The 23,870-nt window shown below is 37.8% G+C and carries 22 protein-coding genes, 1 tRNA gene and 1 pseudogene; 10 read left to right on the top strand and 14 right to left on the bottom strand.

The window, feature by feature from the left end; genetic code table 11:
• The first annotated feature begins 90 nt into the window (after window positions 1-90).
• Both LW139_RS01775 and LW139_RS01770 read left to right on the top strand, forming a co-directional pair.
• Window positions 91-690, top strand: a complete 600-nt coding sequence (locus tag LW139_RS01775; RefSeq protein WP_247850542.1) for an inovirus Gp2 family protein — start codon at window positions 91-93, stop codon at window positions 688-690.
• A gap of 105 nt (window positions 691-795) precedes the next feature.
• The gene (locus LW139_RS01770; protein WP_247850541.1) at window positions 796-1,005 is read left to right on the top strand and encodes a helix-turn-helix transcriptional regulator; all 210 of its coding nucleotides are present in this window, start codon (window positions 796-798) and stop codon (window positions 1,003-1,005) included.
• Between the two features lie 194 nt (window positions 1,006-1,199).
• Here LW139_RS01770 and LW139_RS01765 read toward each other — a convergent pair whose 3' ends face one another.
• A complete protein-coding gene (locus tag LW139_RS01765) occupies window positions 1,200-1,592 on the bottom strand; it encodes a hypothetical protein (protein ID WP_198801226.1) in 393 nt (130 codons plus the stop codon).
• A gap of 321 nt (window positions 1,593-1,913) precedes the next feature.
• Here LW139_RS01765 and LW139_RS01760 point away from each other — a divergent pair, with 321 nt between their 5' ends.
• From LW139_RS01760 to LW139_RS01750, 3 genes are all read left to right on the top strand, one after another.
• Entirely contained in the window at window positions 1,914-2,102 is a 189-nt protein-coding gene (locus LW139_RS01760) for a YagK/YfjJ domain-containing protein (protein ID WP_247850540.1), read from the top strand.
• Between the two features lie 95 nt (window positions 2,103-2,197).
• Window positions 2,198-2,407, top strand: a complete 210-nt coding sequence (locus tag LW139_RS01755) for a helix-turn-helix transcriptional regulator (protein ID WP_247850539.1) — start codon at window positions 2,198-2,200, stop codon at window positions 2,405-2,407.
• A gap of 355 nt (window positions 2,408-2,762) precedes the next feature.
• Window positions 2,763-3,038 carry a hypothetical protein gene (locus LW139_RS01750; protein ID WP_247850538.1) on the top strand — a complete coding sequence of 92 codons (276 nt, stop codon included), beginning with the start codon at window positions 2,763-2,765 and terminating at the stop codon, window positions 3,036-3,038.
• 51 nt (window positions 3,039-3,089) lie between these two features.
• Here LW139_RS01750 and arsC read toward each other — a convergent pair whose 3' ends face one another.
• From arsC to LW139_RS01695, 11 genes and pseudogenes are all read right to left on the bottom strand, one after another.
• Window positions 3,090-3,530: a glutaredoxin-dependent arsenate reductase gene (arsC, locus tag LW139_RS01745; RefSeq protein ID WP_247850537.1), complete on the bottom strand. Its 441-nt coding sequence runs from the start codon at window positions 3,528-3,530 to the stop codon at window positions 3,090-3,092.
• A 10-nt stretch (window positions 3,531-3,540) separates the two neighbouring features.
• Window positions 3,541-4,830: an arsenic transporter gene (locus tag LW139_RS01740; RefSeq protein ID WP_247850536.1), complete on the bottom strand. Its 1,290-nt coding sequence runs from the start codon at window positions 4,828-4,830 to the stop codon at window positions 3,541-3,543.
• Window positions 4,831-4,885: 55 nt separating this feature from the next.
• Window positions 4,886-6,637: an arsenical pump-driving ATPase gene (gene arsA, locus LW139_RS01735; protein WP_247850535.1), complete on the bottom strand. Its 1,752-nt coding sequence runs from the start codon at window positions 6,635-6,637 to the stop codon at window positions 4,886-4,888.
• Between the two features lie 13 nt (window positions 6,638-6,650).
• Window positions 6,651-7,016, bottom strand: a complete 366-nt coding sequence (arsD, locus tag LW139_RS01730; protein WP_247850534.1) for an arsenite efflux transporter metallochaperone ArsD — start codon at window positions 7,014-7,016, stop codon at window positions 6,651-6,653.
• 47 nt (window positions 7,017-7,063) lie between these two features.
• Entirely contained in the window at window positions 7,064-7,399 is a 336-nt protein-coding gene (locus LW139_RS01725) for a metalloregulator ArsR/SmtB family transcription factor (protein WP_247850533.1), read from the bottom strand.
• Window positions 7,400-7,843: 444 nt separating this feature from the next.
• On the bottom strand, window positions 7,844-8,524 hold the full coding sequence (locus LW139_RS01720; protein ID WP_247850532.1) for a hypothetical protein: 681 nt from the start codon (window positions 8,522-8,524) through the stop codon (window positions 7,844-7,846).
• Window positions 8,524-9,633, bottom strand: a complete 1,110-nt coding sequence (locus tag LW139_RS01715; protein ID WP_247850531.1) for a hypothetical protein — start codon at window positions 9,631-9,633, stop codon at window positions 8,524-8,526. Before LW139_RS01715 ends, LW139_RS01720 begins: the two co-directional genes overlap by 1 nt.
• Entirely contained in the window at window positions 9,630-10,736 is a 1,107-nt protein-coding gene (locus LW139_RS01710; RefSeq protein ID WP_247850530.1) for a hypothetical protein, read from the bottom strand. Before LW139_RS01710 ends, LW139_RS01715 begins: the two co-directional genes overlap by 4 nt.
• 149 nt (window positions 10,737-10,885) lie before the next feature.
• Window positions 10,886-11,106, bottom strand: a pseudogene (locus tag LW139_RS01705) (integrase); the annotation flags it as partial.
• Window positions 11,107-11,122: 16 nt separating this feature from the next.
• The gene (locus tag LW139_RS01700; RefSeq protein WP_247850529.1) at window positions 11,123-12,394 is read right to left on the bottom strand and encodes a tyrosine-type recombinase/integrase; all 1,272 of its coding nucleotides are present in this window, start codon (window positions 12,392-12,394) and stop codon (window positions 11,123-11,125) included.
• 196 nt (window positions 12,395-12,590) lie between these two features.
• Window positions 12,591-12,675, bottom strand: a tRNA-Leu gene (locus tag LW139_RS01695).
• Between the two features lie 1,827 nt (window positions 12,676-14,502).
• Between LW139_RS01695 and ampH the strand changes: the two genes are divergently transcribed.
• A complete protein-coding gene (ampH, locus tag LW139_RS01690; protein WP_247850528.1) occupies window positions 14,503-15,735 on the top strand; it encodes a D-alanyl-D-alanine-carboxypeptidase/endopeptidase AmpH in 1,233 nt (410 codons plus the stop codon).
• A 73-nt stretch (window positions 15,736-15,808) separates the two neighbouring features.
• Here ampH and lptG read toward each other — a convergent pair whose 3' ends face one another.
• Window positions 15,809-16,888, bottom strand: a complete 1,080-nt coding sequence (lptG, locus tag LW139_RS01685) for an LPS export ABC transporter permease LptG (RefSeq protein ID WP_109408533.1) — start codon at window positions 16,886-16,888, stop codon at window positions 15,809-15,811.
• Window positions 16,888-17,985, bottom strand: coding sequence for an LPS export ABC transporter permease LptF (lptF, locus tag LW139_RS01680; RefSeq protein WP_166540317.1), 1,098 nt, complete (start codon window positions 17,983-17,985; stop codon window positions 16,888-16,890). The genes lptG and lptF overlap by 1 nt, the downstream gene beginning before the upstream one ends.
• A gap of 286 nt (window positions 17,986-18,271) precedes the next feature.
• On the opposite strand from lptF, the gene pepA reads away from it, so the two are divergent.
• From pepA to LW139_RS01660, 4 genes are all read left to right on the top strand, one after another.
• Window positions 18,272-19,780, top strand: a complete 1,509-nt coding sequence (gene pepA, locus LW139_RS01675; protein WP_036939243.1) for a leucyl aminopeptidase — start codon at window positions 18,272-18,274, stop codon at window positions 19,778-19,780.
• Window positions 19,781-19,885: 105 nt separating this feature from the next.
• Window positions 19,886-20,335, top strand: a complete 450-nt coding sequence (locus LW139_RS01670) for a DNA polymerase III subunit chi (protein WP_006535638.1) — start codon at window positions 19,886-19,888, stop codon at window positions 20,333-20,335.
• A gap of 13 nt (window positions 20,336-20,348) precedes the next feature.
• On the top strand, window positions 20,349-23,237 hold the full coding sequence (locus LW139_RS01665) for a valine--tRNA ligase (protein ID WP_247850527.1): 2,889 nt from the start codon (window positions 20,349-20,351) through the stop codon (window positions 23,235-23,237).
• 180 nt (window positions 23,238-23,417) lie between these two features.
• Window positions 23,418-23,765, top strand: a complete 348-nt coding sequence (locus LW139_RS01660) for a hypothetical protein (RefSeq protein WP_227336314.1) — start codon at window positions 23,418-23,420, stop codon at window positions 23,763-23,765.
• Window positions 23,766-23,870: the final 105 nt, after the last annotated feature.

Here is a 23,870-nt window from a genome sequence, read left to right as displayed (position 1 = left end):
TTCAATTAAACCATCCACAATAAGATATAAAGTTAAAAATAAATAAACCATCCATTGATATGAATAAACCCATTATCAAGGATAAAGATCATGCTTATTAACTACCCTGACGAGAGTTACAATTCGTCTTACCTCACAATCATTCGCGATGTGATTAATGATGCGATAAATTCATTATCACGTATTATTGCTATTCGTGTTGATCTACGCTTTCCTTATTCCTCTAGTGATATTCCACCTAATAATAAAGTGATGACTCGCTTTATCGAATCACTCAAAGCAAAACTAATCAGTGATACGAGAAGAAAAGAGAAAGCTTGGGGTAGGCGACTCAATAATCCATTACATTATGTTTGGGTAAGAGAATACGGTGAAAGGAATAAACAAAAGCATTACCACCTTCTTTTATTGCTGAATAAAGACATCTATTACACATTAGGTCGATATAATGAAAGTGATAATAGCTTATCTTCCATTATTCAATCTGCTTGGTGTAGCGTACTTAATATTAATTACCCTGCTAATGCTTCTTTAGTCCATTTTACAGAGTACGGGAAATATTATTTAGATGGAAACTCACCTTCTTTTAAACAAGACGTAAATTCCCTTTTAATGCGAGTTAAATACTTAGCTAAACACCACACAAAAGACTATAGCGATGCTTATCGTTCGATTGGTTATAGCCTCTAATAGTCTTTTTTTACACGGAAGAGTAATGATATAGAAGTCATACTCTTCCTTTAATTAAGAGACGACTTCTGCCTTTTCATTCCCATAAAAGACAGGAGCATTATTATGAATACACAACCCACTTCTTTACTAGACGGTGAGTTAATCGATATGAAATTTATTACTCAATTTACTAAACTCACCGATAAATGGTTTTATGCACTGATTCAAAAGGGTGAATTTCCTGAACCCATTAAACTAGGGCGAAGTTCACGCTGGTATAAATGTGAAGTAGAAAAATGGTTAGAAAAGAAGATTAGAGAATCAAGAAAGTAATTAACACCCTTCCCATTTTCGCTTACCTCGCTTATTTCTGAGTTAAATTATTCCATTACACTCACTCTTATCATGTTAATCATGAGGAATAACTGTATCTGTCGTTTCTATTATTAATACATTTATCTATTATCTGTAATCCACCGCCTAAATTATAGCGGTGGATTACAGCGATCATTAAGTTCATTATTTAATTAAGGTAACTCGACTTCACTTATACTTGGTGTTGCATTCGTGCTACCTTGATAAATATTGGCATATCCTTGCTGTGGATAAATAACCACGGCATTTTTTTCAATATCAAAATCGCAGTTAGTCATCTTAGGCATAAAGACTGCTTGCTTATTCTTAGCATTAACAACCCAGATACCACCTGATTCACAGTCCCTTCCTAACTGAGTTTGTACCACGCTATATCGCCCTTCCTCAGCTAAAAGCTCACATGAAATAGACTCATTACACCCCTCAAAAGGTGAAGATCCTTCTGAAGTCTTTACCGCTTCTAATTCATCCCAAGTTACTGCATAAGCATTTATAGATAACAGTGATAAACTTAATCCTAGTATCAATTTTAGCTTCTTGTTCATTACGACATCCTATTTTGTCAAATTTCAATGAAAAACATAAATTATCTTAATATTGTAGCCGTTTTTCTGATCTTTTTATCTCATTTACTCTTATAACTAACTTATAAAAATATTTTCTTTTCTTACCAATGAGCACTGAATTTAATCTATCACTTTATGGTATTATCTGAGCAATGATCATGTTTGGGTGAAAGAAACAGGAGAGGTAAATAATAAAAAGCACTACCGCATCTTATTGATAATCAATAAGGATATTTGGTCAACTTCAATCAGGATGACATCTGCTTAGGCATGTTAATACAATAAGCTTGGTGTAGTGCAATGAACATTACCTATCCTAAAAATCGTTATTTAGTCCATTTCCCAGAAAATCCAACTTATTGGCTTGACGCCAATTCAACTGAAATTGACAATCAAATTTCAGCATTAAATGAACGCTGTCTGTATTTATCAAAGCACCGCACCAAACATTACGGAGATGGTGAACGTTCATTCGGCTGTAGTCGGTAGTTTTTTACAACAAGGGGATATCTTTTGAAGAAGGGATATCCCGTTTCATTCTCGATATCCCTTCTGCCTTTAAACCTAAAGACAGAGGATTAAATATGCCTACGCAATCTATTTCGTTATTAGACGACCAATTTGTTGATATGATATTCATAACCCGTTTAACCGGGTTATCTGACAAATGGTTCTATAAATTCATCCAAGATGGTGAGTTTCCGAAGCCAATCAAACTGGGTCGAAGCTCTCGCTGGTTGAAGAGTGAGATTGAAAACTGGTTGCAGGAGCGCATTGCCAAATCCAGAGCTTAGCTACCCTTCCCGTACAAACCGCAACATCCATCGGAAATTCAACTATGAAAAAGTATCATGCCCACCATGAGGCATTACTACGCCATTACCAACACTGGTTGAATGGTTTTACCAAACTCGCGGTTTGTCAGTGAATGTACCACCCCCCTCATTAAGAATAGCCACCAGCTTATGGTGGCTGATATACGCTTTCCTGATAACGACAGCGGGTGTGCTGTCGTTCCTGTATGTCTACACCGCTTAATTCACGGTAAACGCTCCCTGAGGCATTATCAGTACAATCTGATATGGATGTGAGCCTAGAGGTCGATAACCGCCTACTGCACTGCTGGAGGGCATCCTACTTAGTGAGTGAATGCGACTTGAACAACGTTCGTTTGCCAACAAACTGATTTATCTGTTTAACAAGTTCAATAATCCTGAGCTATATCCCAAACTAATATGGCTGTGCTGGTATGATTTGATGCTAAGTTTTCCGTTAGATAATTGGCTGGGTGCTTTGAAGATGAAAACTGAAGAACAGCTAGTGGAATGGATAATTGGCAGGCAAATGGAGAACTGTGGGCTAGAGAGGATCATGGATGATTATGTGTTGTTTACAACAAAAAATTTTATTCAATTAAATACATAAAAACATAAAATATACTGAGTGTTGAAGTCACCAGCAACACTCAATTTTATGCTAATCAGTCTCTTCTTTTTTGTTTTTTATATTGTGACCACTAATCACTATTTGACCATCTTCCTTTATGAAATTACTCTTTAGAGATTGAGGTAAAATATCGAGGATTACCTCTGAAGGCCGGCACAACTTTACACCTAGAGGGGTGACAACAATCGGCCTATTAATCAATACTGGGTACTGCAACATGAAATCAATGAGTTGGTCATCTGTATAGCTATCTTGTTCTAAATTTAATTGCTCATACGGCTCAACATTTTTTCGTAATAACGCCCTCACTGTAATTTTCATATCGGCGATAAGCTGTACTAACACATCCTTAGTCGGTGGCGTTTCTAGATAGTAAATAATCGTTGGCTCAACACCACTATTGCGGATCATGGCAAGGGTATTACGCGAAGTGCCACAATTGGGATTATGGTAGATAGTGATCTCATTCATGGGGTTACCTTTAATTTAACAGTGAAAGTCGAAGTACTAAAGCAACGAGTGTGACAATGAGCACAGGGATAGTCATGATAATCCCGGTTTTGAAATAATATCCCCATGTAATGGTCATGTTTTTTTGCGATAAAACATGCAGCCACAGCAATGTCGCCAAACTACCTATTGGTGTGATTTTTGGACCCAAATCGGCACCAATCACATTCGCATAAACCATTGCTTGCTGAATTAACCCTGATGCTTCACTTCCTTCAATGGACATGGCACCAATTAATACCGTTGGCATGTTATTCATTATTGAGGATAAAAATGCAGTTATAAATCCCGTACCAATTGTTGCAACCCATAACCCTTTATCGGCAAGGTAATTGAGCGTTTCAGAAAGATAATCGGTTAACCCTGCATTTCTTAAACCATAAACAACCAAGTACATACCTAAAGAGAAAATGACGATTTGCCACGGTGCGCCACGTAATACTTTTTTGGTATTAATCGTATGGCCTCTGGCTGCAATCACCCAAAGAATTAAGGCACCAATAGCCGCAATCGCACTCACTGGAATACCTAATGGTTCTAAGACAAAGAAACCAATAAGTAGCAGTACCAATACCAGCCAACCTGCTTTAAACGTTGTCATGTCCTTAATGGCTAAAGTCGGTTCACTCAGTTTGGTAACATCATATTGTTTAGGAATATCTTTGCGGAAAAACCAATGCAGTATCGCTAATGTTGCAATAATTGCGGCAATATCCACTGGCACCATAATCGATGCATATTCAGTAAATCCAATATTAAAGAAGTCCGCAGAAACGATATTCACGAGGTTCGAAACGATCAGCGGCAAACTTGCCGTATCGGCAATAAATCCAGCAGCCATGACAAATGCTAATGTCGTGCCTTTGTTGAAACCAAGTGCCAATAACATCGCAATCACAATGGGCGTTAATATCAATGCTGCGCCATCATTGGCAAATAAGGCCGCAACCGTTGCACCAAGTAACACGATATAACTGAATAACAGTTTTCCTTTACCCCCGCCCCACTTGGCAACATGTAATGCCGCCCATTCAAAGAAACCACTTTCATCTAAAAGTAGGCTAATGATAATGACGGCAACAAATGTCGTCGTGGCATTCCAAACAATGTTCCAAACAATCGGGATGTCTTGAAAACTGATCACACCAAAGATCAGTGCCAATACAGCCCCTGCCGTAGCACTCCAGCCAATACCCAGTCCTTTGGGCTGCCAAATAACAAAGGTGATCGTTAAAATAAAAATTAAAGCGGCAATAAACATAACAACCTCATTTAAAAGGTGCTTTTCCGCACCTTTTATTTTTAGAAAATAAGACTTATTCTGCGAGCTGACTTAATGCAGATATCCCCACAGGCTCTGTTTCAAGCAAAGGAACAATAGCAACACGTTTTGCCAATGTTGATGTCACCTTTTCAATCTGAGCGACTTCCTGTTCTGCTCTTGAAAGTAACAATGGTGATGTTGTTTCCGTGATAGATAGACTGTTATTGATCACCCACGCCCACGGATGTATGTCTGCCCGTATTAAATCATTTTGTAAGTTCTCCGCCTCAAGCACAGGCGTAGTTTCAGCGAGAGTCGTAATAATAACTTTGGTGCGTTCAGGATCTTGTAATTGCATCATCGGCGTTAAATAGTGGCCTTTTTCGCCCATTTTTTTAGCAATTTCTTTATGGTATGCCCCTGTTGCATCTAGAAGTAATAATGTATGCCCAGTCGGCGCAGTATCCATGACGACAAAACGTTTACCCGCGTCTCTAATGATGCGAGAGAAAGCCTGAAATACCGCAATTTCTTCTGTGCATGGAGAGCGTAAATCCTCCTCTAGTAATGCACGCCCCTCGGCATCTAAATCTTTCCCTTTTGTTTCTAAGACATAATTACGATAACGTTCAGTTTCAGCTATAGGATCAATTCGGCTAACTTGAAGATTGGGTAAAACACCATCGAGGGTTGATTCAATATGCGCGGCTGGATCAGATGTGGTCAAATGGACATCAAGCCCTTTTTCTGCCAATTTAACTGCGATTGATGCCGCAATCGTTGTTTTCCCTACACCACCCTTGCCCATTAACATAACCAGCCCATGCTGTTGCTGGGATACTTCGCCAACCAGTTCTGACAAGGTAGGTAAAGACATAGGTTGTTTTGTCGGGGTAATAGTTGGAATTTGTGGCATGTCATTCGATAACAACTGTTTCAGTGCATCGACACCCACCATATTGATATTTTGTAAATAAAGAATATCGATAGGTAACGAGCGTAGTGCTTCAGGCATAGACGCTAATGCCGTTTGTTCACGAGAGTAGAGCGCATGGGATAACTTATCATTTTCAGTCACCGCCGTTTCAGGGAAAACACCATTGACAATCAATTGCTGATTTCTGATACCCAGAGATGACAACTCGCTATAGGTTCTCGCAACCTCTCTCAATGCCGCTGATTGAGGTCGTGCAACTAATACTAACCTTGTTAGTGATTTATCACTCAACGCTTCCACCGCCATACTGTACTGCTCACGTTGTTTATCAAGACCAGACATTGGCCCTAAACATGACGCACCATCAGGATTGTCACTAATAAAATCACTCCATGCACTCGGGAGTTGTAATAAACGGATGGTATGCCCCGTTGGTGCGGTATCAAAAATGATATGGTCAAATTGCTCTGTAATTTCGGTATTGGTTAACAACCCAGTAAATTCATCGAAAGCTGCAATCTCTGTGGTACAGGCACCTGATAGCTGTTCCGTAATACTTTGAATTACCGCTTCAGGTAAACTTTCTTTGATTGGATTAATAATTTTGTTTCGATATTCCTCGGCTGCGGCTTGAGGGTCTATTTCAATAGCAAATAGATTTGGAACCAATGTTATTGGCTTAATATTGTTGCCTATCAATTGAGAGAATACTTGCCCAACATTAGAAGCTGGATCAGTACTCACCAGTAAAACTTTTTTCCCTTTTTCAGCCAACTTAATTGCAGTCGCACAGGAAATAGAGGTTTTACCCACACCACCTTTTCCTGTAAAAAATAAATAATTAGGTGTGTTATCTAAAAATTTCATTTTATTGCTCCTGTTAACAACACGTTTTATCATTACCACAACACGATTTAACAATTTCGGCTTTTTCAATATTCGGTCGAATACCAAACCATCTTGCTAGCTCATGTCGTTTTGGGTATCGACCAGTCAGCACAATCTCACCATCAAGAATCAATAGTGGAAGTGACTCGGCACCTGCGGTTTCCAAAAATGTTTTTACTTTTGTGTTGTTAACGAACTCCATAGGCTCTTGTGCTAAATTAAAACGTCTTATACTTGCCCCTTGTTTTTTTAACCAATCCACATCTGTTGCGAAGTCTACCAATGCTTGATCGACTTCGGTTCCGCAAACACCAGTGCTACAGCATAATGCGGGATCAAATACTTCTAGTTTTTTCATACCTAAACCTCACATATGTTTTTTCGAATATGTTGACTTAAAAATTTTTATCTAGAACAGCTACTCGCAGGTTCTTTTGTCTCTAAGCTTTTGAGTAAATCTGCAACTCTATTTTTCTCTGTGGCATAGGTGACATCAATGATACTTTTTACCCACGGTAGTAATGCTGGAGATAATCGATAATGAACCCATTTACCATGTTTTGAATCGAGCAAAAGACCCGACTCTCTAAGCATTGCTAGGTGCCGAGAAGTCTTTGGTTGCGATAGATTTAAGGCCGTATAGATGTCGCAAACACACTGTTCACCAGATGCTTTTAACAATAGCACGATATCCAGTCTGGTTTGGTCACCTAAAATTTTAAACAATTGTAATGGTTCCATGTGTACCTCTTTAGTCTTTTCTTTAAACTACACCTAAACAATATATACGTCAAATCGAATATGTATCTAGCCATAGATTAGTATCAACATGGAATTTACTAACTAAAAAATTATAAAATAAATATATTATTAACTTGCATTTTAATTCTAGAAATAGATTTATTATTTACAACAATGTTATTCATAATAAAATATTGAGTTTTAATTGTAAATAAATGGATTATGATAACGAAAATTTATCATATATTAATGGTCGATTTACACATTCATCTTAAATAACTAATAACATCATGACGGTATAGCATAGATGATTTTATATAGCGATATAACCACTGCTGATTTAATCAGTAGTGGTTATATCGCGAAAAAATTCATGTGTATACATCTAATGATATTTTTAAAACTGAAATTGTTAAGAAACATGCAATTACCAAAAAATTTAGATTAGATATATTCATGACAAATTAGCTTTTCAATTAAATCAATTGGTGCCATATTATCTACTGTTATTCCTGAGTTTTTTATATCTAATGTATAAGTTGTATTATCATAAGAAAAAGTTAGCTTTGCATACTCTAACTTAAAATCTTTTACTTTGAACTTATCCATAAATATATCTAAAGCATTAATTGAAGATGTAACTTCCACTATAGCAGAAGAATATGTGTTTATAATAATATTAGATGCTTTTATTTTTTTTATATTAATATTTTTTAGCGTATCATTCATCATTAATGGTATTAATTTAAAAATATTAATATTTACTGATTCAACAAAAAAATTATAATCTAGTATTTTTTTTAGATACATAATAAATTCATTCAGTGTTCTAGGTGAATTTTCTATTCTTATTAAAAACTTATTACCAGAAAAAATAGATATAACAAAATATGTATATAAAAACCTTTCAATCTTTATTTCATCCTCAGTACCATCAGGCCTATTTATTTTCTCATACTGTATTACTCTTTCAACAAAAACAGCATCTATTGAATCATGATCTAGATTATTTACTATATAACCCTTATTAGCCCTTGAATCAAACCCATTATTTAATATAATATTAACAAGGTCATCAAGAGATATATCTATATTAATTAAAACCCACCTATATCGTGTCTTCATCATTCCTCCATTATAGGTAAATCATCACTATTACCGCTTGATCTAATTTCAGATATTATTTTCTTTGCTGTTTTTAACACTAATTTATTGAATATCATTTCCTCTGATTTACTCATATTAATTCTATTTTTGTGATGAGTATCATTAATATCTGAACTATCTATTTTTCTCGGATAATAACCTTTAACTAAAAATACAAATCCAGTACAGTTTTCTGGTTCAGAAAAAAGAGCTTCTATTTCATAGATATCAGATTCTACATATCTATCATCTGTTATTGTCCAAACTATTTTCCAAATATAAAACCCTGATTTATATAGTGATGATAGTTCTTGAGATAATGTAACACCTGTTCCAGATAAGGATGCCTTTTTTATATGAGTGCCTGAACCGTTATCTTTATCCGGGTTGTAGACATATACATCGGTAACACTTTTGAGGCTGTAACCTTTCATTGATGTTGTTAATTTATCAAATAAAGAGCTAATTAAATTATTATTAACCAGCCCTTCTAAATTTATTTCATCACGTGAGATAGTTGGATCTTTCTCCGCTAAAGAATCAAAAATAATATTAGTTATTTTTTCCATCTTTTTATTATGCGGTCCAATTAATCTGATCACTCCTTTAATTTTTTCAATAGTAATCTCTGCATCTTTATCCACAACTTGTCTAAATTCTGATTTAGTAAAGTCAGGTTCACTATACTCAATTTTTAAAATATATTTTTTGTTAACTATATTATAATCAACTATATCGTTACTATCTTCATAACTTAGACAATTTTTAACTTTATCTAAAGCCTCTTCAATATCACTTGCTTCAATAGATTTACTTATTAAATCTATTGATCTAGTTCTCTCTCTTTGAGTCGCAACACCTAAAATCTTTGATAAATATTCGTAATCTTCATACCCATGAATATATTTTGAAAAGTTATCCGCCAAACTCTCTTTAGACGTTTTATTTGATATAATAATCCCTCTTTTGAAATATAAATCTTTTAAGTCATCTCTTGTTACCTTAAATTGCTGTAACGCATCAAAAATTGCTTTGTCTGTTGCGCTATATATAGCACCCGTTTTATTTCCATAATTATCTTTACTCATTTTTTCCTCTGTGCAACTTCTTTTGTTTTAAAACAGGTCTGTTTTAGCGTTATTTCATTTATATCAATTTTATTTAAAATATTCCTTTTATTATCATCATACCCCCAACTACGTATATATATCTCCTTTGCCCTCTCAAAATGACTAATAACATCTTTATTGGGTAAGTAATGAGCTAATCTCAGTCTAATATTATAATCTCCATTTAATATCTGGTATCTAGATAATGTATCGAAGAGATACACAAATTCATATGGATCATTACCTTGCCTATTATAATAAATAACAAATCCCGCTGGATATGTATCATTTTTACCTTCCACTCTACTCTCAACAATTACTTCATCATGCTCAATAATTAAATAAGGTGCGGTTATTGCCTCTATAGTTGCTGGCCTTGAGTATTTATCTCCACTTATAGTTTTATTTCTTATCAATTCAGGATAATAAAATGAATATTTATGTCGAGGAAATGAACCTTCTCTATGTAGTTTATCAACATCAGCAATAATAGTAGTCATATAACTGATCATTAATGGTTCAACAATATGTATCTGCTGATTTGTTTTTAATCCAATAGATGCTAAATTGATTCCTAACTTACGTCTATTATTTATCTTTTCAGTTTTAAATACATCATAAAAATTTCTATGGTAGTTTCCATCATGGTTATAGATAAACAACATTCCTCTTATTTCATATTTAGTTGACTTAATTGCATACCTATTCTTCCATTCAGAACTTATTGAGGCACAATCAATTGTTTTAGCAATTGATTTTAACATATCCCTCACATCACTTGGCTTAATACTATTGGATGCATAACTTTTTAAATCAGTATTAAATAATATATCCTTTCCACTATATGGGTCTCTATATTTGAAGACAATATCGACAGGATGAGTCTTCACTGCATCTTTTTCTTCACTATCGGTTTCATCCTCTTCCACAACACTTTCTTTTTCTTCTTTAGAGAAGTGCTCATCTTGTTTCCTACAAGAAAAATTTTCATCATAAAACTCAATTGGCTCCCACCTAAACCAATCAAAAATATCCTTTGATACATTGTGGGCTAGCTCACTAATATTGATAGTCTCAGCCATAATATAATCACCTCAAAAGTTAATAATATTAATGAGTCTAACCTATAGATATCAGTTTTCAAAATCATAAAGTTTAAGTTAAAACACAATCAGTTATATAAATCCCCCATTATGATGACAACTTTATCCAGCTATCTAAACAACTGAGTTTAGGATACCGATCCCCTTTCCAACTCATCCATATAGTCCGCATACCACTGCATCATCTCCCTGCGCCCATCCATATACTGAGCATGATTATACGTGCCACGGATCGCATACTTATCGATATATCCAGTTCAGTCCATGTAGAGTTATATCTTTTTTCATGCAAAATTGTGCTCATCGTATAGAGGAATACATCCCCTGTCAGCCTCCCTTTATACCCGACAATTCAATGATCTAATTTAAATTGCCTTTAATGGATTACCCGACTTAGCAAAACTAAACGGCGAAATTTCCCCTTCCCTATTCACATCCAAATAATCCGCCCACCATTGCACCATCAATCGCCTTTCCTCAATATGCTCCGCCTTATGAATATAAGCCGCCCTCACTGAGTTACGCTCTTGGTGGCTCATTTGCCTTTCTACCGCATCCTTCGACCATAGCCCTGACTCAATCAACGAACTACACGCCATCGTTCTAAAACCATGTCCACAGACTTCCATCTTAGTATCATAGCCCATCACACGTAATGCATTATTCACTGTATTTTCACTCATTGGCTTTCTAGGATTATGATCGCCGATAAAGATCAGTTCGTGGTTACCGCTGAATTGATAGATCTGTTTTAAAATATCAATGGCTTGTCGGCTTAAAGGCACTAAATGAGTAGTACGCATTTTTGATCCACGATGGGAATGTTTAACCCCTTCTATCGCTTCGCGTTCTGCGGGGATCGTCCACATGGCATTTTCAAAATCAATTTCATCCCAACGAGCGAAACGCAGTTCACTGGAACGAATGAAGACTAACAAGGTAAGTTTGACTGCAAGTTTAGTTAAAGGTCTTCCCTTATAATCATCAATGCGTTGTAAGAAATCAGGTAGGCGTTTGAGTTCTAAAGCGGCTCTATGGACTCGTTTACCAGTAGCAACGGCACCCGCCATATCTTGCGCTGGGTTATAGTCAATTAAACCACTTTGTACTGCATAGCGCATAATGGCGGTCACACGCTGTTGTAAGCGTGCCGCCACTTCAAGACGTCCAGACATCTCTACGGCTTTAATGGGTTCGAGTAGATCACGAGTTTTTAGTTCAGCGATATTACGTTTACCAATAGCGGCAAAGATATTGTCTTCAAGGTTTTTGAGGACTCGATGGCTATGCCCTTCAGACCACTTCTTATTCGTTGCGTGCCAATCACGTGCAACCTTCTCGAAGGTATTAAATTCCTTTTGTTGCTCTTCTTTTACTTCTTTGCGTTTTTCACTAGGATCTACTCCGTTAGCGACAAGTTTTCTTGCCTCATCTCGTTTTTCACGGGCATTCGCTAGGGAGACATCAGGGTATACGCCAAATGCTAGCATCTTTTCTTTACCGCCAAAGCGATAACGAAAGCGCCAATATTTAGAACCATTGGGGTGAACCAGAAGAAATAATCCTTTACCATCTGTCAGCTTATATGCTTTATCTTCAGGTTTTGCAGAACGGATCTTAGTATCGGAAAGTGCCATTTGAACTATCCTCGCAGCCGAATTGCGGGTACAAAACTTTATCGAATCGGTATATACCCGCAAATGTACCCACATCATTAACTTGATGTCGGTTGAGTTGAGTATACGTTGGTAGAGTTAAAACGCGAGGAAAGCCTTGTAGAACTGGGATTTTAGATACAAAAAAGACGTCTGTTGACGTCCATTGATGTTCTTATGGTGCCGAAGGCCGGACTCGAACCGGCACACCCGAAGGCGGTTGATTTTGAATCAACTGCGTCTACCAATTTCGCCACTCCGGCACTGAAGTGTGTCTGGAAAACCCGCTCATTATACTTGCATGGTGAACCCTCGCAACAATTATTGTTAGTTTTCAGCTTGATTGGCGAAAAAAAGTGCATTTATGTTGTTGCATTACCATTAAAGTACAATTGTTATGTTGTTCAAAAACCACTGTTGTATAGGTTTAAGCCGCATTATATCAATCATCAAAATTCTTGAGGCAATTTTACCTAGTTTCTATTTATTTCTATTCTTTTTATATATTTCATCTTTTATTTTATTCTCATTTATTTAAGAAATTAATTAATAGTAAATATATTTACTCTCTATAGTAATATCTTTTTTCCATTAAAATAATTTTTGAATCATTATTATCTTACACAATCGATATATTATAATTTATATAGCGATAAATAAAAAAAGGATCAAAACTTGGGTTAGTGTTTTGATCCAACAGTACTGCTAATAGAGGGCTTAATTTTATTTTAATGACTATAAGTTATTTTTATAGCGTCATTGCCCTTTTCTTCCCTGGTGTGAGGAAGAAGGTAGTTATATTTTAATATGATAAATAAACTTCTTTATCGGTACTACATTTTATTGATATAAAGGTACTTATTATTAAATTAAAAAACTTACTTTTAAAACAAAGGTATACATAACTACTATAACGAAAGTTCTACTATCTAATATAAAGGTACTTCTTTACTACTATAACGAAGGTACAGCTATCTAACATCAAGGTATTTACAACTAAATTAACAAACTTACTTTTAAAACAAAGGCATACATAACTACTATAACGAAAGTTCTACTATCTAATATAAAGGTACTTCTTTACTACTATAACGAAGGTACAGCTATCTAACATCAAGGTATTTACAACTAAATTAACAAACTTACTTTTAAAACAAAGGCATACATAACTACTATAACGAAAGTTCTACTATCTAATATAAAGGTACTTCTTTACTACTATAACGAAGGTACAGCTATCTAACATCAAGGTATTTACAACTAAATTAACAAACTTACTTTTAAAACAAAGGTATTACTATTTAATATAATGGTGTTGAAAAATTACTACTAATATATAACTTATTTATTATTTAAGAGGCTATTTTATAATATGCCTTCTTATTACTTCGCTCTATTATTGCTGTGTTATCTTTGCTCTGTAACGCTTATATTCTCAGTCTCTCGACTTGATGAAACTATAATAAGTTTAATTTTATGTTCCCACAATCACTAAATTATTACAAAATATGACACACTCTTATATTGTCTTTATAAAACACTATTAATACCATCTAAAAATGATACATGTCGAGTTAAAATACCAATAAAATTAACCAATGAAAAATATAACACCATTCATTAACATTTTCTTGATATACATATTTTAACTTAATAATAAAGAAAAACTAATAATAGAGTAAAAATGTACGATAAACGAAGGAGATTGTAACTTAACGGTAATACTTATCTCATTTTTAGATGAGAAATAGCAGGGAATTATCTTTTTATGATGCAGTTTTTCTTCACTATCTTTATATCAGAGACAATTTGACACATTTAATGCCAACTTTCTGATAACTGGCACTTGCACTGATAGACATTCTTATTTCTGATAATATAATCAAAATTTGGTTTAAATCGGATTAGAAGGCGGTGTTATGGGCATTGTTGGCTGGATTATAACGGGTATATTTGTTGGTATTATCTTGGGTGCCGTATTAAAAATGATAAAGAAAAAATAGCGCGATAAGAAAGGCACCAATTTAAAACATAAGCCACTTATGTTGATCGCACTCCTTTCACCTCACTGACTTCTGTTGAAAGTAAAAATGAAAAAACATTTTCTAAAATATCTTATGATCCCAGTCGCTTTGCTGACATTGAATGCCTGTAGCCAGAATTCATCACTACCACCAGCAACGCAACCTTCTATGTTAAATCAGCAGAATAATAATGTACCTGAACTTACACAATGGCCTACAGCATTAAGCCCTAATGTGAGTAATGCGCGGGTGTTGTTTGATAAATATGCTTCTCAGATCTATCAAAAGAGTAACCCTCAAGGCATGGTTATTGTCATGATCAATAATTCTCAAACCTTGAATCATGCTTTTGGGACAACAACGCCTGAAAGTCGCAATGCACCATCAATGAATTCGCTTATTCGTATTGCTTCAATTACAAAGTTAATGACCAGTGAAGTCATGCTTAAACTACAAGATGATGGGAAATTATTAGTTACTGATCCATTACAGAAATACAATTACTATGGTGTTGATATCCCATTAGTGAGTGCTCAATCACCTATCCGCCTTTATCATTTAGCCAGTCATACCAGTGGTTTTCCACGAGAACAACCTGGTGGAAAATGGGGAAGACCTGTTTTTATTTGGCCAACTCATGGCGACCGTTGGAACTGGTTAAAAAAAGCAACATTAACATCACCTGCGGGTAATCAAGCTGCGTATTCAAATTTAGCGTATGACTTATTAGCAGATGCCTTAGTGAAAGCATCCGGTAAAAGTTATCCGCAACTCCTAAAACAATATGTTACTCAACCAGCAGGAATGACCAATACCACATTGACGCCAACACCTGCACAATGCCAACGATTATTAGTCGGATATAAACCAAGTCCATGTTCTGACACAATAGCAGCGGCAGGAAGTGGTGGTGTGTACTCAACACCTGCAGATATGCAACGTTGGATGCAAGGCTTTTTGACCTCTCATAATGCCATGCGAAAAGCAACGGCAAGTAAAGAGCAGTCTGTCTATTTTCCTCGTAATCGGCTCTCTTCAATAGAGGGAATGGATGTTGCAGGTCGTGCCGATGGTGTCGGTTTAGGTTGGGTTTATATGGCTCCAGCCAATGGAATTCCGGCTATCTACCAAAAAACTGGCGGTGGCGGTGGATTTAATACCTATATGGCAACAATACCTGAATTAAATATTGGTGTATTTGTTGTGATCACTCGTAAACCAAATGGCACTAAGTTTAGTGAAGTGACCCAAGGCACCAATGCTCTTGTTCGCGCACTAGCAAAAGATTTTTATCAGTGATCACATCCCCCGATAGAAACAAAAAGCGCCTTGTTAGGCGCTTTTTGTTTTTTCTGGCTACAGTGGATATTACCTAACGATTACGCCTCATCAATAACCATAGACTTAACGTTAGGAATAATATTCCTGGCACTAATGCTGCAATCACAGCAGGTATGCCATAAACCAGACTTAATCGTCCTGAAACTTCATTGACGATATAAAACAGGAAGCCAAAAGAGATACCCGTTAGAACTCTTAATCCCATTGGCACAGTACGCAATGGACCAAAGATAAATGACAATGCCATCAACATCATTACTGCAACAGAGACTGGCGCAAAGATTTTTTTCCAGAAATTCAGCTCATAGTTTGCTGATTCTTGTCCACTCTGTTTGAGGTATTTAACATATTGATAGAGCCCACTAATCGATAATGCATCAGGATCTAAGGCCACAACGCTCAATTTTTCTGGCGTTAATCGGGTTGGCCATTCAAGTGATACCTGTTTTTTACCTGTGATTTTTTGTGGATCGGTTAAATCTGACTGTTCGACTTGTTTTAACATCCACGTTTTTTTATCGACATCATAGGTTGCACTTGATGCATAACGCACAGTTTCTAGTTTTCTATCATTATTAAAATCATAGAGTGTGATGCCTTGCATCTCATTTTGGCTCTTTATTCGGTTGATATGAATAAATTGATTGCCATCTTTAGCCCACATACCACGGTTAGTGGAAACTAAAGAGTTACCCATGATTTTTTCAGCGCGATAGTTACGTGCATATTGTTCACCTTGTGGTGCCCCCCATTCGCCAATCAGGACTGTCAACAGTACTAATGGGATAGCGGTTTTCATCACAGAGCCTGCGATTTGCAAACGTGTAAAACCAGATGCCTGCATCACCACCAGCTCACTGCGTGTTGCCAATGCACCTAACCCTAATAATGCACCGAGTAACGCAGCCATGGGGAAGAAGATCTGCACATCTTTAAGGATATTTAAGATCGCATAAATACCCGCATCAAGTGTGGTGAAATCCCCTTGCCCTACTTTACGGAGTTGATCGACAAATTTGATAATGCCAGATAGAGAAACCAGCAAAAATAGTGTCATCAAAATCGACTGTAAAATAGTACGCCCGATATATCTATCTAATACACCAAACATCAGGCAACTCCTTTCTTAAAGCGAGCTCGGAATTTACGCATAGGCAAGGTATCCCAAATATTCAATAAGATAGCTAAGCCAAGATAAACGCCATTAACACTCCACATCGCAATGAGAGGGTCAACTTTTCCTTTTTCGCCATTAGAATGTAGCGAGCTTTGTAATAAGAAAAAGACCAGATAAAGCAACATTGCGGGTAACATACTTAATACGCGACCTTGGCGTGGGTTCACCTCACTTAAAGGCACCACCATCACAGCCATAATGACAACAGAGAAAATCAAAGTTAATCGCCAATGGAATTCTGCGATAGATTCTGTTTCATTAGAATGCCAAAGTTCCGTCATCGTTTTTTGTTCTACACGATTACTGCTAATGGTAGATTCGCGATGCCCGATAACAGCTTGGTAGTCATTAAAATCGGTGATACGAAAATCACGCAATACAGCCGTACCTTCATAGCGAGTTCCCTCACTGAGTACAACAATCTGATTTCCGTTAGGCAATTCCTTGGTATAACCTTTATCTGCCACCACAACCGACGGACGCTGATCTTGCGTTGGACGTAACTGTGCGAGGAACACATCTTGGAATTGGTTACCTTTTACGCTACCTAGATAAAGTACCATATTACGGTCACTGGACATTTTGAATTGTCCTTCCATCAAGGCCGCCAAGCTTGGGTTTGCCTTGGCATCTTCAAGCACTTGCTCTTGATGCGCTGATGACCATGGAATAAGCCAAATGACATTCCCTGCGGCTAATGCGCTAGTCAGCAATGAAAGCAATAGTGCTGCTTGCACTAATGCTTTTTTACCTATCCCGCACGCATTCATGACGGTTATCTCACTTTCAACATAAAGTTTGCTGTAAGTCATCAGAAGCCCAAGAAAGAGGCTTAATGGAAGAATAAGCTGTGCCATCTCTGGAATTCCCAGCCATAGCAGAGAAATCACGAGGTTTGTAGGAATGTTACCTTCTACAGCAGCCCCTAAAATTTCAACCAGTTTCTGGCTAAAGAAGATAAGCATCAGGATAAACAAGATGGCTATCTGGCTTTTAAGGGTTTCCCGAGCTAAATATCGAATTATAATCACGCTAGTTATGCCTGTGAAAACTTGTCTTTTTGCAGGAAAATCGCTAACTTCGTTGTATATCTATCATTTGTGCATCTCAGTTAGACATTCTTGCAGCCCAAATGATATCAAAACATGCTATAAACAGGTTCCCAATAAGAACAAGCTTATAAGTTAGCTAAATTAGTTGTGTTCAATTAATGCATTTAGCTTAACATAAAAAGTAAACTTTCTATGGGGTAGATTAATGCGGATCACTATTCTAAACGATACTTTCCGTTTTTGTCTTTAATATTCAGGAGAACGCATGGAGTTTAATGTAAAAAGCGGCAGCCCAGAGAAACAACGCAGCGCTTGTATTATCGTGGGGGTGTTTGAGCCTCGTCGTTTATCTCCGATCGCGGAGCAACTTGATAAAATCAGTGATGGCTATATCAGCGCCTTATTACGCCGAGGTGAGCTGGAAGGCAAAGTTGGACAATCATTGCTGTTACATCATGTACCTAATGTTCTCTCTGAGCGCGTTTTACTGATCGGTTGTGGTAAAGAGCGTGAGTTGGATGAACGTCAATATAAACAAATCATTCAAAAAACTATTAATACGCTCAATGAAACTGGCTCAATGGAAGCGGTCTGCTTTCTCACTGAGTTGCATGTTAAAGGTCGTAATAATTACTGGAAAGTACGTCAAGCGGTTGAGACTGCAAAAGATTGCCTCTATACCTTTGATCAACTAAAGAGCAATAAGACAGAATTACGTCGTCCATTACGTAAGATGGTCTTTAATGTTCCTACTCGTCGTGAACTACCTAGTGGTGAACGTGCCATTGCTCATGGTTTAGCTATCGCATCAGGTATTAAAGCATGTAAAGATTTAGCAAACATGCCACCAAACATCTGTAATGCCGCTTATTTAGCTTCTCAAGCGCGTCAATTGGCAGACTCCTCTTCAAATGTTTCTACGCGAGTTATTGGCGAAGAGCAAATGAAAGAGCTGAACATGAACGCTTACCTTGCGGTAGGTCAGGGCTCTCAAAATGAATCTTTAATGTCTATCATTGAGTACAAAGGCAGTAAAGATCCTGAAGCTCGCCCAATCGTATTAGTCGGTAAAGGGCTGACATTTGACTCGGGTGGTATTTCTATCAAACCTGCTGATGGCATGGATGAGATGAAATATGACATGTGTGGTGCTGCAACAGTCTATGGCGTGATGCGTGTGGTTGCAGAACTACAATTACCGATTAACGTTATTGGTGTACTTGCGGGTTGTGAAAATATGCCGGGTGGAAAAGCCTATCGCCCTGGTGATATCTTAACAACTATGTCCGGCCAAACCGTTGAAGTATTAAACACTGATGCTGAAGGCCGCTTAGTTCTATGTGATACGTTAACTTATGTTGAGCGCTTTGAACCTGAGTTAGTTGTCGATATTGCAACATTAACAGGTGCATGTATGGTGGCTTTAGGGCATCACTACAGCGGATTAATGTCTAATCATAATCCGTTAGCACATGAGTTAATGAATGCATCAGAGCAAGCGGGTGATCGCGCTTGGCGTTTACCATTAGGCGATGAGTTCTATGAACAAATCGAATCTAACTTTGCTGACTTAGCGAATACAGGTGGTCGTTTAGGTGGCGCAATTACTGCCGGTTGTTTCTTAGCGCGTTTTGCGACGAAATATAACTGGGCTCACTTAGATATTGCAGGTACAGCATGGCGTTCTGGTAAAGCCAAAGGCGCAACAGGTCGTCCTGTTTCTTTACTGTCTCAGTTCTTACTTAATCGCGCGGGTTTGAATAGCGACGAGTAATACCGCATAATTATCAGGGTTAAGGTATTACCCTATTATTATGGTAAATAGAGCAGACTCCAAGAAGGGTATTGCAACGCAATACCCTTCTGTTATCGGGATATCATGAAAAACGCCACGTTTTATTTAATGGAACACCCATCAATACACGATGATTTACAGGCTCACGAGTGGCTTGCCTGTCAACTTACCGCTGAACATTGGCGCTTAGGCAAACGTATTTTGTTGGTTTGTGAGTCTCAGGCTCAAGCTGAATTGCTTGATGAGGCATTATGGGCAAGAGAACCTCATCAGTTTGTTCCTCATAATCTTGCAGGTGAAGGCCCTCGTTATGGCGCTCCTGTTGAATTATGTTGGCCTGGAAAACGTGGTAATGCACCTCGTGATCTCTTGATTAATTTGCAATCGCAATTCGTAGACTTTGCCACAGCTTTCCATGAAGTGATAGACTTTGTACCTATTGATGAACAATTGAAACAGTTGGCGCGTGAACGATATAAAATTTATCGTAGCGTCGGCTTTACTTTGACAATGGCTACGCCGCCAACCTATTGAATACGTAAAGAATATGGAAAATAAATCCGCACCGAAAGAGCCATCGCTCGACACAACATATAATCCAGCAGAGATTGAACAACCTCTGTATCAGCATTGGGAAAAAAACGGCTACTTTAAAGCCAATGGCGATACAACAAAAGAAAGCTTCTGTATCGTGATCCCTCCGCCAAACGTCACAGGTAGCCTACATATGGGCCATGCTTTCCAGCAGACCATTATGGATACCATGATCCGTTATCAGCGCATGCAAGGTAAAAACACCTTATGGCAGTCAGGGACTGACCATGCTGGTATCGCGACTCAAATGGTCGTTGAGCGTAAAATTGCCGCTGAAGAAGGTAAAAATCGTCATGACTATGGTCGTGATGCGTTTATCGACAAAATTTGGGAATGGAAAGCTGAATCAGGTGGTAACATTTCTAACCAAATGCGTCGTTTAGGTAACTCTGTTGATTGGGAACGTGAACGTTTCACCATGGACGAGGGTTTATCTAAAGCCGTTAAAGAAGCTTTTGTGCGTTTACATAAAGAAGATCTTATCTACCGTGGTAAACGCCTTGTTAACTGGGACCCTAAATTACACACAGCGATTTCTGATCTTGAAGTTGAAAACCGTGAAGTTAAAGGTTCAATGTGGCACCTGCGTTATCCTTTAGCGGATGGGGCAAAAACAGCTGAAGGTAAAGATTACCTCATTGTTGCAACAACTCGCCCAGAAACCATGTTAGGTGATACTGGTGTTGCGGTTAACCCAGAAGATCCTCGTTATAAAGATTTAATTGGTAAAGAAATTATTCTACCAATCGTCAACCGCCGTATTCCTATTTTAGCGGACGAACACGCGGATATGGAAAAAGGGACGGGTTGCGTAAAAATCACCCCTGCTCATGACTTTAATGACTATGAAGTTGGACGTCGTCATCAATTACCAATGATTAATATCATGGATTTTGATGGCAATATCCGTGTTAGCGCAGAAGTATTAGACACCAATGGTGTTGAATCTGACGTTTACAGCACTGAAATTCCAGAAGCCTACCAAGGCATGGAACGTTTCGCAGCACGTAAAGCTATGGTCGCTGAATTTGAACGTTTAGGTTTATTAGAAGAGATCAAACCTCACGATTTAACCGTACCTTACGGCGACCGTGGTGGCGTGGTTATCGAGCCTTTACTAACAGACCAATGGTATGTTCGCGCAGCACCTTTAGCGAAACCCGCAGTTGAAGCTGTTAAAAATGGCGAGATCCAATTTGTACCAAAACAGTACGAAAACATGTACTTCTCATGGATGAATGATATTCAAGATTGGTGTATTTCTCGTCAACTGTGGTGGGGTCACCGTATCCCTGCTTGGTACGACAATGAAGGTAATGTCTATGTCGGTCGTGACGAAGAAGAAGTTCGTCGTGAAAACAATATCGCCGCTGATATCGCATTACGCCAAGATGATGACGTACTGGATACGTGGTTCTCATCTGCACTGTGGACATTCTCAACATTAGGTTGGCCTGAAAATACCGAAGCACTGAAAACATTCCATCCAACGAATGTATTAGTCAGTGGATTCGATATCATTTTCTTCTGGATCGCTCGCATGATCATGATGACCATGCACTTTATCAAAGATGAAGACGGTAAACCGCAAGTTCCATTTAATACGGTTTACATGACAGGTCTTATTCGTGATGAAGAAGGCCAGAAAATGTCAAAATCCAAAGGTAACGTACTTGATCCTCTGGATATGATTGACGGTATTTCATTAGAGAACCTGTTAGAAAAACGTACTGGTAATATGATGCAGCCACAAATGGCTGAAAAAATTGCTAAACGTACTAGCAAAGAGTTCCCAGAAGGTATTGAAGCACACGGTACAGATGCTCTGCGCTTTACCTTAGCGGCATTAGCTTCAACAGGTCGCGATATTAACTGGGATATGAAACGTCTATCAGGCTACCGTAACTTCTGTAACAAGCTGTGGAACGCAAGCCGCTTTGTTCTGATGAATACGGAAGATCAAGATTGTGGTTACCAAGGTGGTGAGATGACATTCTCACTGGCTGACCGTTGGATCTTAGCTGAATTTAACAATACCGTTAAAGCCTATCGTGAAGCGTTAGACAACTATCGTTTCGATATCGCGGCGGGTATTTTATATGAGTTCACTTGGAACCAATTCTGTGACTGGTATCTTGAGCTATCAAAACCTGCGGTACACAAAGGTAATGATGCACAAAAACGCGCAGCTCGTCATACTCTGATTGAAGTGCTAGAAGGCTTACTGCGTCTTGCTCATCCAATCATTCCATTTATCACAGAGACAATTTGGCAACGAGTGAAGGAAGTTAAAGGCATTGAAGGTGAAACCATCATGCTACAAGCTTTCCCTGAGTTCGATGCTTCACTGGTAGATGAACACGCGCTTAGCGATCTTGAGTGGATCAAAGAAGTTATTGTTGCAGTTCGTAATATCCGTGCTGAAATGAATATTGCTCCGGGTAAACCACTTGATGTTATTTTACGTGGTGCGGATGACAATGCTAAGCGCCGTGTTAGTGACAATATTGGCTTCTTAAAAGCCATGGGCCGTTTAGCTGATATTCGTCCATTAGCAGAAGGTGAAGAAGCGCCATTATCAGTGACTAAATTGGTTAGCGGTGCAGAATTGCTGATCCCAATGGCAGGCTTTATCGATAAAGATGCAGAGCTTGCACGTTTAGATAAAGAGCTTGAAAAAGTAGAAAAAGATATCACAACTTTAGACAGCAAATTATCTAACGATGGCTTTGTTAGCCGTGCGCCAGAAGCGGTTGTTGCTAAAGAGCGTGAACGCTTAGCGACATGCTTAAGTGCAAAAGAGAAGCTAATCGCACAGAAAATCTCTATCGCCTCTTTATAAGCACTATCGCTTTAAAGACGCTGAGATTGATAATGAAAAAACCGCGTTCTGAAGTGACCTCATAAAGTTGGACACTTTAAATTCGGCGGCTTGTAAGGCCTGATTTCGACATTCAACCGGAGTCAGGCCTTTTAATTTTTCTTTGTAGCCAATCAGCCACATTTTAGCTAGGTAAATTAAGTGATAGACAAAAGTAAACTCAAAAATATAAAGTTTTTTGAAAACGAACCACTGGTTCACCATTTGAATTACGCCCTTTCAGAGTGCGAAGAAAAAAATATTTTGCGGGGTTGGCGACCTTCATGTATGGAAGACAAATGGCTCTCATACAGTGAAGATGGCTGTGTTTTCGTTCACAGAAGCTGGACTGGTCATTTGATGTACAAATTTACGATCCGTGATCAGTCAATACAAAGCGTGGAAATTGCGATGGATGATTTTGTGAATATGACGAATGAACGGAAAATTGAGGTTTTTCTCTCACTTTTACCACGCTTATCAGAAGAGCACGAGAATGATTGGGAATAGCGCGTTATTGCTTTAAGAGTAAAGCCCCAGAATTTGTTAGTGGTTTTAGTGGCTGCGTCGAATATTTTCGGAGACTCATCAGGGAAAAGCATTTCTAAATCTTTG

The sequence above is a fragment of the Proteus vulgaris genome (genome assembly GCF_023100685.1).
In the GTDB taxonomy this organism is placed as follows: Bacteria; Pseudomonadota; Gammaproteobacteria; order Enterobacterales; family Enterobacteriaceae; genus Proteus.
This window is presented reverse-complemented; position numbering and strand designations above follow the sequence as displayed.

Excerpts from the sequence above, each read along its gene's own strand:
- LW139_RS01760 (WP_247850540.1), top strand. The coding sequence starts at position 1,914 with ATGAACATTACCTATCCTAAAAATCGTTATTTAGTCCATTTCCCAGAA.
- lptG (WP_109408533.1), bottom strand. The coding sequence starts at position 16,888 with ATGTTTGGTGTATTAGATAGATATATCGGGCGTACTATTTTACAGTCG.
- ampH (WP_247850528.1), top strand. The coding sequence starts at position 14,503 with ATGAAAAAACATTTTCTAAAATATCTTATGATCCCAGTCGCTTTGCTG.
- LW139_RS01750 (WP_247850538.1), top strand. The coding sequence starts at position 2,763 with ATGCGACTTGAACAACGTTCGTTTGCCAACAAACTGATTTATCTGTTT.
- LW139_RS01765 (WP_198801226.1), bottom strand. The coding sequence starts at position 1,592 with ATGAACAAGAAGCTAAAATTGATACTAGGATTAAGTTTATCACTGTTA.
- LW139_RS01715 (WP_247850531.1), bottom strand. The coding sequence starts at position 9,633 with ATGAGTAAAGATAATTATGGAAATAAAACGGGTGCTATATATAGCGCA.
- LW139_RS01775 (WP_247850542.1), top strand. The coding sequence starts at position 91 with ATGCTTATTAACTACCCTGACGAGAGTTACAATTCGTCTTACCTCACA.
- LW139_RS01720 (WP_247850532.1), bottom strand. The coding sequence starts at position 8,524 with ATGAAGACACGATATAGGTGGGTTTTAATTAATATAGATATATCTCTT.
- arsC (WP_247850537.1), bottom strand. The coding sequence starts at position 3,530 with ATGAATGAGATCACTATCTACCATAATCCCAATTGTGGCACTTCGCGT.
- LW139_RS01770 (WP_247850541.1), top strand. The coding sequence starts at position 796 with ATGAATACACAACCCACTTCTTTACTAGACGGTGAGTTAATCGATATG.
- LW139_RS01740 (WP_247850536.1), bottom strand. The coding sequence starts at position 4,830 with ATGTTTATTGCCGCTTTAATTTTTATTTTAACGATCACCTTTGTTATT.
- LW139_RS01670 (WP_006535638.1), top strand. The coding sequence starts at position 19,886 with ATGAAAAACGCCACGTTTTATTTAATGGAACACCCATCAATACACGAT.
- LW139_RS01700 (WP_247850529.1), bottom strand. The coding sequence starts at position 12,394 with ATGGCACTTTCCGATACTAAGATCCGTTCTGCAAAACCTGAAGATAAA.
- LW139_RS01755 (WP_247850539.1), top strand. The coding sequence starts at position 2,198 with ATGCCTACGCAATCTATTTCGTTATTAGACGACCAATTTGTTGATATG.
- arsD (WP_247850534.1), bottom strand. The coding sequence starts at position 7,016 with ATGAAAAAACTAGAAGTATTTGATCCCGCATTATGCTGTAGCACTGGT.
- arsA (WP_247850535.1), bottom strand. The coding sequence starts at position 6,637 with ATGAAATTTTTAGATAACACACCTAATTATTTATTTTTTACAGGAAAA.
- LW139_RS01725 (WP_247850533.1), bottom strand. The coding sequence starts at position 7,399 with ATGGAACCATTACAATTGTTTAAAATTTTAGGTGACCAAACCAGACTG.
- LW139_RS01665 (WP_247850527.1), top strand. The coding sequence starts at position 20,349 with ATGGAAAATAAATCCGCACCGAAAGAGCCATCGCTCGACACAACATAT.
- pepA (WP_036939243.1), top strand. The coding sequence starts at position 18,272 with ATGGAGTTTAATGTAAAAAGCGGCAGCCCAGAGAAACAACGCAGCGCT.
- LW139_RS01710 (WP_247850530.1), bottom strand. The coding sequence starts at position 10,736 with ATGGCTGAGACTATCAATATTAGTGAGCTAGCCCACAATGTATCAAAG.